This window comes from Pedobacter sp. AJM, from assembly GCF_002197755.1.
Lineage (GTDB): Bacteria > Bacteroidota > Bacteroidia > Sphingobacteriales > Sphingobacteriaceae > Pedobacter.
Genome location: NZ_NHOT01000016.1, coordinates 18,883 through 32,759 on the forward strand (window position 1 = coordinate 18,883; position 13,877 = coordinate 32,759).

Annotated in this window: 11 protein-coding genes; 2 read left to right on the top strand and 9 right to left on the bottom strand. The window is 40.2% G+C overall.

The window, feature by feature from the left end; translation table 11 throughout:
* From CBW18_RS19855 to CBW18_RS19880, 6 genes are all read right to left on the bottom strand, one after another.
* Complete coding sequence (locus CBW18_RS19855; protein ID WP_140418723.1) at window positions 1–648, bottom strand: IS3 family transposase; 648 nt, start codon at window positions 646–648, stop codon at window positions 1–3.
* On the bottom strand, window positions 615–1,133 hold the full coding sequence (locus CBW18_RS19860) for a helix-turn-helix domain-containing protein (protein WP_088303117.1): 519 nt from the start codon (window positions 1,131–1,133) through the stop codon (window positions 615–617). Before CBW18_RS19860 ends, CBW18_RS19855 begins: the two co-directional genes overlap by 34 nt.
* A 445-nt stretch (window positions 1,134–1,578) precedes the next feature.
* Window positions 1,579–1,866: a hypothetical protein gene (locus CBW18_RS19865; RefSeq protein ID WP_088303118.1), complete on the bottom strand. Its 288-nt coding sequence runs from the start codon at window positions 1,864–1,866 to the stop codon at window positions 1,579–1,581.
* Between the two features lie 5 nt (window positions 1,867–1,871).
* Window positions 1,872–5,441, bottom strand: a complete 3,570-nt coding sequence (locus tag CBW18_RS19870) for a DUF6443 domain-containing protein (protein ID WP_088303119.1) — start codon at window positions 5,439–5,441, stop codon at window positions 1,872–1,874.
* A gap of 6 nt (window positions 5,442–5,447) precedes the next feature.
* Window positions 5,448–8,708: a hypothetical protein gene (locus CBW18_RS19875; RefSeq protein WP_088303120.1), complete on the bottom strand. Its 3,261-nt coding sequence runs from the start codon at window positions 8,706–8,708 to the stop codon at window positions 5,448–5,450.
* A gap of 502 nt (window positions 8,709–9,210) precedes the next feature.
* Window positions 9,211–9,888, bottom strand: coding sequence for a DUF4142 domain-containing protein (locus tag CBW18_RS19880; RefSeq protein WP_088303121.1), 678 nt, complete (start codon window positions 9,886–9,888; stop codon window positions 9,211–9,213).
* A 182-nt stretch (window positions 9,889–10,070) separates the two neighbouring features.
* On the opposite strand from CBW18_RS19880, the gene CBW18_RS19885 reads away from it, so the two are divergent.
* Window positions 10,071–10,433, top strand: a complete 363-nt coding sequence (locus CBW18_RS19885) for a PleD family two-component system response regulator (RefSeq protein ID WP_088303122.1) — start codon at window positions 10,071–10,073, stop codon at window positions 10,431–10,433.
* Between the two features lie 3 nt (window positions 10,434–10,436).
* Here the strand turns inward: CBW18_RS19885 and CBW18_RS19890 are convergent, their stop codons facing one another.
* A complete protein-coding gene (locus CBW18_RS19890) occupies window positions 10,437–11,291 on the bottom strand; it encodes an ion transporter (RefSeq protein WP_088303123.1) in 855 nt (284 codons plus the stop codon).
* A 62-nt stretch (window positions 11,292–11,353) separates the two neighbouring features.
* On the bottom strand, window positions 11,354–12,205 hold the full coding sequence (locus CBW18_RS19895; protein WP_088303124.1) for an SDR family oxidoreductase: 852 nt from the start codon (window positions 12,203–12,205) through the stop codon (window positions 11,354–11,356).
* A 127-nt stretch (window positions 12,206–12,332) separates the two neighbouring features.
* On the opposite strand from CBW18_RS19895, the gene CBW18_RS19900 reads away from it, so the two are divergent.
* Entirely contained in the window at window positions 12,333–13,052 is a 720-nt protein-coding gene (locus tag CBW18_RS19900; RefSeq protein WP_088303125.1) for a DUF481 domain-containing protein, read from the top strand.
* On the opposite strand, the gene CBW18_RS19905 is transcribed toward CBW18_RS19900, so the two are convergent.
* Window positions 13,049–13,798: a hypothetical protein gene (locus CBW18_RS19905; RefSeq protein ID WP_088303126.1), complete on the bottom strand. Its 750-nt coding sequence runs from the start codon at window positions 13,796–13,798 to the stop codon at window positions 13,049–13,051. The genes CBW18_RS19900 and CBW18_RS19905 overlap by 4 nt on opposite strands.
* Between the last annotated feature and the right edge of the window lie 79 nt (window positions 13,799–13,877).

Sequence of the window (13,877 nt, forward strand, 5' to 3'; positions counted from 1 at the left end):
TTATCCCTTTTCACTTAGCATCTGTTTGTACCGGGCCATCCTGTACTGCCAGCCTTGATCTGAGTGTAATGTCAATTTTTCGCCCCCTTTAAGCGTTTTAAATGCATCCTCCAGCATATCAGATACCTGTTGAAAGGTAGGTGTTTCAGAAAGATTATAGCTGATAATCTCACCATTAAACAATTCTATGATCGGCGAGAGGTAAACTTTTCTGTCCTTAACCTTGAATTCAGTGACATCTGTAGCCCACTTCAAATAAGGCTTTTTAGCCGTAAAATCCTGTTTAAACAGGTTGGGCGCTGCTTCATCCCTAACACTCTTGTAGGATACATATTTCTTACTTCTGATCAGTGATTTAAGGCCTAAGCTGTCCATGATTTTTAATACAGTTTTATGGTTGATAATGCTTCCCCTGTTCTTCATTTCCAAGGTTATCCTCCGATATCCATACCTTCCCTTATGATCATCGTAGATCTTCTTTATCTCTTTCTTAGCACCTTCATGTTTGTTCAGCACAGAGCTCCTTTTCACATGATAATAGTAGCTGCTTCTGGCAATTTTTGATATACCAAGCAAAATATCTAATGGATATTGCAGCCTTAACTCACAGACCACTAACGCTTTTTCCTTTGCTGTGTTTGTTTTAATAGAGTTAAGGCATCGAGCTTTTTTAAGAAATCCATCTCGGCTTTAAGGTATAAATTCTCTCTTTCAAGCTCTTCCAGCCGGGTAAGCGGTTTGGCCTCTTTAAATATGGGATTGTCTCTTTTCATAGTTTGGGGCCTACCTTTTTTTTGCTCGTTAAGGCCGTCTAAACCCTGTTGCTCGTACTTCGCTATCCAAGAAGATATACTGCTTTGATCACGAATATTGAAATGCTGACAACAATCACATAAAGATAATCCATTATCTTTATAAGCCCTGATCACAGTCCATTTAATTCCTTTGTGTAATAAATATATTGAGCCTGACAAGCCTTTTTCACCATTTGAACGATGATGATCAATCCATTTCCTTATCACCGATGTTGATATGTCCCACTTCCTGGATAAAGAATTAATAGAGAACCCTTTTAAGTTTTCGTTGATGACTTGAAGTTTAAATCCCATTGCGTGCTTTCTGTTTTTTGCCATAAAAATGCCCCCAAATAGTGTCTAACTTTTTGGGGGCAGTGCAAGATGAAGGGCTTTACTACAAATTATTCATCTCTCATACGCGGCACGCGTGTGTCAGCTTAGGGAATATCTCTCCATTTTGTTTACAATTGTGTAAACCTATTTCAGGACGAGACATGCTACAATTATATTCATCTCTCACACGCGACACGCGTGCGCCAGCTTTGGGGTTTAGCATGGAATGAACAAGAAGATTCATTGCTTGCACAACGTTTCAGTGAAGGCACCAAGATTACCCAGCTCGCCAAACTACACTCCCGTACTTATGGAGCCATTAAAGCAAGGCTCCTCAAACTTGAACTCATACAGAAATAACAAAGCCTAACAGTTTTTAAACTGCCGGGCTTGGTTATAATCCATTTTCACACACCTCAAACGTGCGCTAGCGAAGTGAGTATGATGGCTAATTAGATATTATTTCCCTTACCTCACCTTCTCCAAAAGGTAAGGCTCCTTCTCCAAAGGTAAATTTAGAGCCAACATCAAATTTTTCTCCCAAAAACTCTCGATGCAGAAAAGCTATTTCTACAATTCCCTCTTCACCAGGACAGAAATCTGTATTTTCCTTCAAAGTAATTTGGCCGGATGTTTTCATATCTGGTATAAAATTAAATAAGGGTCTATAACCACTTTTAAATGGCGTTTTACGCTCAGTTTTATACAATTTAATTTTGGCTAATATCTTTATCATCGTTATTAAAAAATAGGACTATAGTTTAAAGCAGTTCCTCGTAGTAAACTTAAATTCTTTGCTGCTATATCTATAGCATTCATTCCATCAGCAGTAAATTTGTACGCACCATTTAGTATACTATTTGGAACTCTTACTTTCATTATTGTATTCGGAATACCATCAAGACCGAAATTATATTTTCCAAACTGAACTGCTTCTTTCAATGTAGGAGCAAAAAGTTTAGACTCATATCCACCTTCTAAAACTCTAAAACCAAAATTAGCAACATCATCTGCTTCAGCAGCTGAAACAGCCCTAAAGATCGTACTGAAGCCTCCTCCTGACTCTGCCAAGCCTGCTAAAAAACCAGCATTTCTTCCAGCTTGTCCTGCAAGATAAGCAGCTCCAATTTCACCCCCTGCGATACCACCGGCAGCAAGTCCAGCTACTATTTCCCCTGTAACTTCTGCTGCTTTAAGAGCCGGTAGCATTCCTCCTAACGCACCTTGAAAGGCACTCCATTTGGAGCCGGCCGGTGTTTTATCGCTCATGTCAGAACCTGTGTAGTTCCAGGTTTTATCAGGATTCAGGGTGATGTCATAACCACCTTTTGTTTCATACTGAACTGATTTACCGAGATAGGTTTCTCCTGCTTTTGTTGTCGCCTGTGAAGTGGCATTCTCATCCCAGTAAGGTTTGTTATTTTTGCCCATGACCCAATCCTTACCCTCCATTCCATCAGGGTCAACAAAACGTATCGGATTATTGAAACCATAATTATAAGGCGAATGCCTTCTCATCTTCTCCGCCAACGGATCCACCACATTCCACCTCCCAATCACCGGGTCATAGAACCTTGCCCCGTAATCATACTGTCCCAATTCCTCCTGCAACTCCTTGCCGTTATAAAGATATTTATTATTTCCGAATTGTGTATTTTTTCTTAATCCAAATGCATAGTAATCGTCTCTTTGCAACACTTCCAGCTGATGGGTGCTCGGGTTTTTATAAAATGTCGTCCGTACATTGCCCAAATGGTCGGACAGGTGATATTCATAGCTATAATTCCCACTGCCATTATTTCTGGCCAAACCTTCCTCCGTCTGGATGAAATCGATGCTCTTATCTGGTTTATACTGGATCCCATCAATGTAATTAATGGTTCCAGAAGATATGCTCTTTTTGAGCTTGTTACCAGCCGCATCATAAGTATAGCCTGTAACCAGGTCAATATTGTTCGCAGCCCTCACCTCATGGGGCAGGTTAAGCACATTATAATCAAAATGATATCCCGAACGCCCGTCAATTACCGCATTGCCATTCCGGTCATATTCATAGCCATTGGTTACCTCCGCCGCAAACCACAACTGGCTGCCATGGTAGTGGTACTTGTTATCCGTACCATCATCCCGCTGGAACCTGTCGATATTGCCCAGTACATCATAGGCGATGGTTTCATTCATCTTAATGCCTGTACCGATGGAACTGCTCAGCCGGTTCAGCTTATCATAACCATAAGTCATATAAATCCCCGAAGACAATGGATTTGCACCTGCAGACCAATACTGCCGTCCAATATTCCCGTTATACCAACCGCTGTTATTTTCCTGGTAATCCAGCTGCATGCTAAACTGGTCATTGATACTGCTTTTCAGCCAGCCCCGCTCATTATAGGCTAGGCCGGTGCTCTGCAGGAAGGTCACCTTATCCTCACTGTGCCGGCTTTTGTTCTTCAGCTGACCGAGTGCATTGTAATCCAGTTTTGATAATACCACCTCTCCCTTACCGTTGATCTCTTCAAAGCCCGCCAGCTTACGCCCCATATGGTCATATTCATAACGGTTGGCAATCTGCGTATCTCCGGCAGTAGTATGGTGGATCCTCAGGCTGGAGGTCAGTTCACCGACAAAACTATAGCTATTGCTGGTCTCATCATAATTGGAGGGATCGATCCCCCCCGACAGGTAATGCTGGCTGAAAGTCTTTACTACCCTGCCCTCCTCATCGTAAAAGTGTTCACTCAGCAGCATATCCGAACTGCCCAGTACGTTGACCCTGCTTCCCGTAGCAAGCCCTTTGGTCTTTTGGCTTCTTCCGCTATAGCTAAAGGTATTCCCACCCACAAAGTCATAATCATCATAATAGTTTATACTCAGGTAGGCAGAAATATCACCCTGCGGCATGGCCCTGCTGGTATAGCCCGTTACCGTGGAACTGTTGTCCCTGGCTTCCCACAATTTGATTTCCCCGTTTTCATTCTTTTGGGTATTGGCATAATCCTGCAACCCGTTTTTGTAACTCCTTTCCGGATTCACCCGGTTGGTATCCGCAACAGCCGTGTTATATTGGTATAGTCCCGTCATCACCACCCGCCCTAAGGCATCATATTTATGAAATGACCATTCCTGTGGGCTTTTGTTCCGCTGGTTACCATCCTGGCTCATCACCACCTGGTCCAGTAAATTGTAAACCATAAACTCCCAGGCCTTACCCGGGATCTTTTTCTCCGTTACCCGTTTCCTGCCATCATAACGGTAGGCATAGATATAATAATGAAATTCAACCTGGCTTTCAGTGAAGCTGCTCAAGGCAGGTGAAAAACGGTCTGTACCCTCATTCACCGCCGGGGGTAAAACATATCTTAAGTTCCCCAAATCGTCATATACATAATACGTACAGAGCCCCCTGTCATTGGTGCCCCAGGCTCTTTTCAATACCACACGACCTTCAAAATCCTTGAATTCATCGGTGGTACCCGCACGTCCGTCAGATGCCTTCCAGTTTTCATCTTTTGTGGTGGTTTTATACAGCTTGCCAGCCGGATAGTATTGGTTGTCCGTTGAGGCCCCATCTGCAGTCAGTGCCCACAACCTCACCTCATTGTCTGTATTGGTGCCATATTCCATCTTCAACGTATGGCCGGCATTGCTGTTCAACACAGGCTGCCAGGCATCCCCCGGGGCACCCTGTTCCAGTACCCGGTTCAGCGGGCTCGCCTCAAAAACCGTCTGTGAAAACGGTGTCGGGATCCTCACGATACCATTACTCATCTGTTCACCGCTTTGGTTTCCTGAAACCGTATAAAAACTCAACTGCTCACTTAATGCTGCTGACCGGTAGCTTCCATTGGTACCTGTTGCCGCATAAGGGAGGTATTTCTTATCCTCCCGGCCAAAGGCATCGTAAGCAAAGGGCTGAACCAAATCATTGAAAGCAGGGCTACCTTTTACCTGTACCGTTTGTAAAGGACGACCCAAACCATCGAAGTATTGGATGCTCTCATTCACATCACAGATGCTTCGTCCGTTCAGGTTATTTGGATCAATCCCGGGCTGCCTGAATGTTTTTGTACTGATGTAGTTCTGATTATTGCTCGCTGTGGCGCTATAGGGCTGACAATTGATATAACTCACACCCGTGGTGAAAATCCGCACATTGCCCGTGGCATGAAAACCATTTACCAGCGTAACGCTGCTGGGCGCACTAATCTGCGACTCATTGTTATATTGGCTGAGCACCAGCTGGCCACTCGCCTGTTGTATCCCCGCCAGCAGGAAAAAACCTGCCACCAGCTGTTTGATCTGTATCTTCATGAGGCCTTAATTTTTGTAGTGATAGGTTGTATTTTTAAGAATGTTTCCATTCTGATCCTTCATATTCTTTAAGCGCTGAAACTCATCATATTCATAATAAGTAGTCATGCCCTTTGGATCGGTCATGCTCGTCATCCCCACCAAAGGTTTGTAAGTGTAGGAAGTGATATGGGCATCTTTAAGGGACGTCGAATTCCTCAGTTGATTTATCCAGGACGTAATTTCTGAATCAGTAGGGTTTGCTGCTGCAATGTCTGCTACCGTTGTTGATCCTAAAATGGCTTCAACAGTAGCATAATCTGCATTCCTGATCTCAGCTATAGGGTGTTGTCCGTTATAACTCCATAAATAGGATGTTTTAGCACCGTTTACAACAGATTGTTGAAGTAAATTTCCTGTTTTATCATAATTATCAAATTGGACTCTGGGTTCCTCCGGATTTGAGTAAACACTAAGGCTATAATTTCGTGGCAGTGTCAATCCATTGGGAAAAGTATGATAAGAAATGGATACGCTTTGAAATAAATTAGAATTCTTATACGCTTTAGTTTTCAATACCGGACTTAGGATATGCTTATCAATGAGTTGTAACCTGGCACTTTCTTCATCACCACTTAAATTTACATCTTGAGGATAGTAATAAACAGATGATTCACTTTGAAGGTCACTTGTATTAGAAATTGTTTTAGTTAACTGAGCATGTTCAGGATTGGCATATTCATTTACAACAATGTTTTCGACATAATTATTTCCAGTAGCATCAAAAGTCTGAGTCTTTATACTATCAATATAAACCCACTTAATAAAATTAGAATAAGTAAATAAGTCATAAGCATCTACCTCTAAAGCAGTAGGAGGATTATTACGCAAAGTTAAATTGTATTTTTTATTTACAATGTATGCTTTAAACTCCGCATTTATCCGCTCATCTTCTTTAAAATGAGTGAACACTTTTTTAACTGGTATAGAATTATTGCCCTGCTTTTTAAAAATTTGCTGATAAAATTCTCTTGCATTTCTCCACAAATAGCTGGTAACCTGACCATTAAAAATTTTATCTTTACCAACTAACTGGTAAGCAGGGAGGTCTGGCACAGCTGTATATTGGTGTTCTATACCTCCATTTTCAAAGTTCTCGCCTAAACTTTCTATTACGCTTTTATAAGTTAATGGTGACGATTGGTTAACATAAATATTATTGACCGTATTTGAATACATACTATAAAAATCCCATTCATTTACTTTACTAGCATCTATAGCGGCTGAACAGGGTATATAAACTGTTAAAAATTTCTCATACAGTGGTGTATAATTTGTAGAATAGCCAGATGAAATTTCGGGTGAATTTAACTGGCTGTAAAAGTATTTTTTAGTAATTGATATATTGGTTATTGGATCAGATGAAATAACCTTTGCAACACGGACTCCTCCGGTATAAATATTTTTTTTCTGAGTGGTAATATTACCATTCATATAATAAATTGTTGCACTCCCAGAAACCTTTTCTCCGGAGGCACTGCATTTTATGATATAAGAGTGGCCCGCATCTAAGTTTAAAACCTCGTTAAAATATTCTCCAGGCTTAAGAGTTTTGTTGTAAACTATTGCATTACTGTTACTTTGATCAATTAAGGTAATCTGACTAACATCGTGTAATGGATCGCCACCTGTTGTACTGCTAGAAACACAGGCAACATTGAAACTCACCTCTTGAGAAAATGCAATATTTATAACGGTAGAATATGTTGTTACAGTCCCCCGTAAGTTTGGGTTAAAAGCCGTAGCACTTATTGTTGATTGCTGAGGATAGATTGTTTCTTCACCATATACCATATTCCCTTCATAAATGATACTATCCTTTCCTCCTGTTGGATATTTTATTAAAGATAGAAGCCCTTTCTTAGAAAATTCGGGATCCATTGCCCTATCGGCAGTTGCACCTAAAAGTTTATCCTTCCAGGATAGCGTTGTTGGAGCAGGAATTAATGTAGAATTATTTTTACCATTAAAAAAACCAAAATGATCCTGGGCATAAGATAATCTCGGAGGAAGAGCACCTATGTCGTTATAAGAAAAAAAATGCGTTTTAGAAGTTAAATTATTTTCATCCCGCTCGCTCAGATTAACCAGAAATGGTTTATAATTTAATTTAGAATCCCCTAAAGAATAAGTATTTTTAAAACCAGTAGCCAGGCTATTTGTGTAATTTAGTAAGAATGATTTAAATACACGCTGCGTATTAATATCACGTACTTCAATAGAATTAATTAACTTATCGTTACCATCATTTCGATCTATATATGAAAAGTTAACGCTAATTCCGTTTGAACAATTAATTTCCTGAAGTAAAACTCCATCCGTTTGAAGTATGGTTTGGCAATTTGTGTTGTTTAATACTGGATCTTGCATACTGCATTGAAGTCTTGCTAAATTACTTGCTCTTTTATAAATAGATTGCTGAATGCCTATTGAATAGGTCATGCCAAGGTATGAATATGAAAAAGTTATCAGATCTCCTTTAGGATGTATTATTTTTTTTAAATACCAGGCTGTTTTAGCAAACTTTGATATTGTTTTTCCGCATGCACTTCCGGTCACTGTTTTTTTTGTTTGCTCACTTGCATCTGCTCCTCCAAAAAAATATTGGATTCCTTCCCCATCAGTAATCTTAAAATTCCAATCAGCGGAACTAAAGTCTCTTTCAATTTTAAGGTTAGAATGTGATAGCTGGATTGGATTTAAATTGTTATCCAAAATAAATCTACCCACATACCCATTAAAATTAAAAGAAAATAAGTCTGGCTCTGCATCAGTTTGGCCAGTCTCGTTAGAAACGTATAAACCCTCCATAAAACTAATAAGGGCATCTGTTCTTGCCGGAAAATCAGATGGAACTGATACACGTTGTGAAAGTTCATCAATTGATCCAAAAACGGTCCTTGTAATAACACCCCCTGCATTTAGGCTCCATCCAACGCCTACTCTCCCAGGAATTTCATCCACTTTAAATCCATTAGTACTATAAAACAGTGAAATTGGAACTTTTAAATTACTGGAATTGCAGTCATAGAGAGGAATGCTTTTACTAACAGAACCAGTAGCGAGACTTAAATCTATTCCTCCATATTTTCCAAGTGAATTTGCATTAGGAGAAGGAGGAATTATTTCTATAGGTTTAGTGTAATCTGCTACATTTGGTTCGGATTGCGCAATTACCTGACAAGACAATAAAGTTCCAATTGCCAATAATAAAATTTTTATTTTCATAAGATGTGTTTTGTTTAAATAAAAGAAGATACTTTTAGATTTTAGTCAAACAATACATTGTAACGTGCTTTGAACAATATCTTAATTCTGCATATACCTATACTTTTTTTTTAAAATGAGTTCAGTCCATTATTAAATGAGTGTATGAGTAAATTATTTCCAATTTAAATAGCAGTATATAAAAAATAGGATCTATTTGACAAACGTTCAAAATGAGGTGACGAACGTAAGGAATCAGATGACGAAATATTTTTCGGATTTTAATGTAGACTTCAGTTTTGACCGATACGATGATAATAAAATCATCGGTCCGATCGTATGAACTGCAACTAACACAAAAGGTTTTCAACCCTTTTAATAACCAATTTATATTGACGCTATAGATTTAATGATCATTGCAGCGGAAGAAGAGGAAACAGCATAAACATAAAAGAGCGATCAGTCATGATCGCTCTTTTATGTTTATTGAAATAAAGAATATTTACCAGGCATTTACCCGATTTTATCGATTCAGCGCAGAAACTTGTTTTAAATGCGCTTTCAAATGAGGCAGATGTTTGGAAGCAAATTTTCTGATTGCGCTATCTTTTGATTTAGCCCCTTCTTCAAACAAAGCAATGGCCTTCTGGTGATCGCTTATCATGAGCTTTACATATCCCTGATCCAGCGCAGTGCCTTTCATCTGCTTTAAGTCTTCAACAGATTTTAATATTTCGGCTTCGGTATCACCATCCGGATGAGGTAAGACAGCAGACTTCATATTTCCGGCTGCTTCAGCCACATTCTGGTTTCTGGTGGTATCTTTCATGTTTTCCAATTGGGAATCTACCCGCCCATCCGGTCGCATTCCACCCGGAAGTTTACTCATCGGTAAACTCACGCTTTTAGCCTTCGCCAATAACTTTAATTCTTCATTCACCTTACTATGGTCATCGATCATCATTTTGGCAAAGGCTTTTACTTTGGGATCAGCAGATTGTTCGCTGGCTACTCCGCTTAGCTGTATTTCTTTCATGCCAGACAGCATCGCCTGCCTGATGAATACTTCTACAGGCATATCCATCATGTTGCTTTGCATGACTAATGGTTGATGATAATGGGCAGATGCCAATTGATTTAAACCGGAAACAGACAGTAAAACAACAGCTGTTTTGGCGAGGGTAGAAAAGATATTTTTCATGGTTCATTTATTTATCATTAATACAACCCTGTTGACTTTAAAAAAGTTTCATTTATATGCCATTGAATTCAGCTAAACGGAACAGTTCTGATGGCAAAGGTGAATAACCTCGGGTTTGTGAACAACTTCCGTAAACACCTGTTAATGAAAGATGTTAAGCTTGTATACCAAAACATCAAGCGATGAAAAAGTCCATCTATGTTATTGAAGATCATCCAGCCATCAGAGAAATCATCGAATTTCTACTCACGGAAGAATTATATGAAGTAAAGGCTTTTCCCAACTCGGCAGATTTCTGGAAAAGGATGCAGGATAGTATCCCTGATATGGTTATTCTGGATATCAGGCTACCTGATGCCAATGGAATAGACATTTGTAACCGGCTTAAACAAAATGCGAAAACACATCATATCCCGGTGATGATGATGTCGGCCAACAATCATTTAAGTGCGGTGAAAGCGAAATGCATGGCGGAAGATTTTATTAATAAGCCGTTTGATTTAAATGATTTCGCTATCCGGGTAGCGCATTATGTCAGCAATTAGTACCTATCGATACAGTGATGAGCCGCAAAACTTGCAGAACAGCGCATCACTGTCATGGCCTTCCCGGCTACAGTTGGGACAGGATTCCGGCAACTCTTTTTTCTGCCTGGCCGCAATTGCGATATCATGGGTAATGATACCGGTGGGTACTGCAATAATGGCGTAACCAATCAGCATCACTACAGAAGCCACAAATTTTCCCATTGGTGTAATGGGCGAAATATCGCCATAGCCTACTGTAGTAATGGTCACAATGGCCCAGTAAATACTCTCCGGAATATTGGAGAAACCATTCTCCCGCTTTTCAACCAGATACATGATCGAACCCAGAATGACCGTAATGGTTAAAACAGTAAGCAGAAAAATGCTTATTTTCCTTAAGCTGCCCTTAAGTGCCTGGGTTAAAAAGTTAATCTCTGATAAAAATTGCCCGAGTTTAAATATCCTGAATACCCGAAGCAACCGCAAAGCCCTGAACACCAGCAATGATTGTGCGCCAATAAAAAAGATGCTTAAATAAGAAGGAAGCAGCGCAATCAGATCAATAATACCCAGCGGACTCAGTACAAAAAGTAAGGGTTTTCTAACGCTAACCAACCTTAAAATATATTCTACCGTAAATAAGGCAGCAAAAATCCATTCCAGCCTGTTAAACAGCTTACCGTACTGATGGTGAATACCAATGACACTGTCCAGCATCACCACCATAATGCTGGTAAATATCGCCAGGAGCAAACCGATGTCGAAAGCTTTCCCCGCAGGGGTGTTTGATTCATATATTACCTCATGCAGCTTAAAACGCCAATCTGTTTTATCTGCGGGTTTAATATCCTTATGTTTCAATTGTTCGGCAGACATGAATGTTAAAGCGGATCAATTTCCCCTATGCATATAATGTTAGTGATTTTTTATGGATAAACCTAACCATTTACCACTTCGCCGCCATTGACATGAATCACCTGACCGGTAATGAATGAGGCATCTTCACTCGCCAGAAATACATAAGCCGGTCCCACTTCTGAGGGTTGACCTGCCCTTTCCATCGCTGTTTCTGAACCGAATGATTTAATTTTTTCCTCATCAAAGGTTGAAACGATCAGTGGTGTCCACACCGGGCCGGGAGCCACTGCATTTACACGAATGCCTGTTTTAGCCAGATTAGTAGCCAGCGACCGGGTAAAGGAAGTGATGGCACCCTTTGTAGCAGAATAATCAATGAGGTTTGGAGAAGAGCGGTAGGCCGTTACGGAGGTGGTATTGATGATGCAATCGCCTGCCTTAAAATGTTCCAATACTTCATTTGCAAAATAGAAATAACCAAAAATATTGGTCCGGAAAGTATCTTCAAGTTGTTGCTCATCTATTTTTTTAGGATCTTTTTGTGGAACCTGCATACCTGCATTATTGACCAGAATGTTAAGCTGGCCAAATGTTTTAACGGTTTTCTGCACCGCTTTTTTGCAGAACTCAGATTTCTTTACGTCGCCCTTAACCAGTATGCACTTACGGCCTTCATTTTCAATCATTTTTTTTGTTTCGTCGGCATCAGTATCCTCATTCAGGTATACAATGGCCACATGAGCACCTTCACGGGCAAAGTGAACGGCAACAGCACGTCCGATGCCACTATCACCACCGGTAATTAATGCAACCTTATCTTTCAACTTTCCTGAACCTTTATAGCTGGCTTTAATTACTTCAGGAGCAGGATGCATTACAGCTTCGATTCCGGGTTGCTGCTCCTGTTTTGCCGGGGTTTTCTGCTTTTTCATATTGTCGGTTTTTATGTTATGATGATTTAAAATAACATGAAAAGGGAAGGCATGGTTTTAATCCGGCCTGCCAATCATCATTTTATAAAAAAGCCAAACATAGCAAGCGCATTGCTGTTAACCTTAGATGCGGCTAACTTTACTCCTGATCTTAGGCACACTTCTTCATCTTAAACTGAAAGCACAATACAGCGATTCTACCAGGTACCATATCGCGCTTTCTTCTACCGGATCAGTTAACCGTACCAATGAAGACAAAGCTTATTTGTTAAACAATGCCTTGAATTTAGGAATGAAAAGGGAACATTTCGTTTTAAATTCTTCTTCCAGCTGGCTTTATGGCAAACAAAACAACAGCCTCAGTAACAATGACTTTTCCTCTACCCTAAACTTTAATCTTTATAAAACCTTTCCACATTTTTATTACTGGGGATTGCTGAATTATAATACCAGCTATTCATTAAAACTGAAAAACCAGTTGCTTGCGGGTGGCGGTATTGCCTATAGCTTTCTGGATAAACCAAATGCTTATGTCAATTTAAGTGACGGGGTATTATTTGACCAGAGTAGCCTGATCGTTGGCGAAAGCTATAATACCTATCGCAATTCCCTGCGTTTACAATATCATTTTGCCATTAAGGAAATCATTGTGATTGATGGCAGCCACTTTCTTCAAAACTCCTTTAGCCGGAAAGGCGACCATATCATCAGATCGGTGACTTCTGTTGGTTTGAAACTGCGAAAATGGATCAGCCTGACTACCGCCCTGAATTACAATAAATTGAATATTACCGGAAGAGAAAACCTGAACCTTACTTACGGACTGAGTATTGACCAGTATTTTTAGTGACTGATGTTCAGTTCCAGTCTTTTTTTAGTAAGCGGATACCGCTGCGTCAGGAAATTTTCCATTGCCGTACAAAGCATGGGATAACATGCATGGCTGCTTAAACCCTCCAGCAAAATGGCATGGCTGATGGTTCCTGCCCCCAAATGTTCAGCTATCCATTCTGAAACATACATTACCGCCTCCCATACACCTTCCATCAGAAAAAAATCAAAAGCCTTTAAAATGGTATTCCATTGCGTGTGCATGGGGCGAAGCAGAAAATGCCGGGACACCGGGAGTAAATGTTTGCTGAAGCGTACATAATCATCACCACAGCCTGAAGTAACCATCATGGCTGCATCTGATGGAAAATTAGCTTTTTCAACCCTGATGATTTCTTTTCCATATTGATGGATACTGGCCGCGCAAACGGACGAAATATCAATCAGCGCCAGGTGATCATAAATCTCCGGGTGCATGGTTTTCTTCGCATCTCTGCTGAATTTGAATCCGGCAATACCTTCCTTACCTTCCGCTTTGGGACGAAGATCGATGTATAACAATTCAAATTCCTGCTGAAAATTGAGCGCCATGATATAATGCGCGGCCTCGGTGATCACATACCGAAAATCGAGCACCGGAGCTTGTTGCCCTTGCTGAAAAGATAAAATAGACAGTTGCAAATTAATGTTGTTCGGTTTCCTTGTTGCTTTCTTACTTCGTACAAAAGCGAAGCGTAAATTTAGCATTTTGCCGCTATTCATCAAAAACCATCAGTTGGATTTTAGCGGTTAAAAAGGCTTTCCAGCTGGATAGCAGCACTTAAAAACATATCAACAAAAA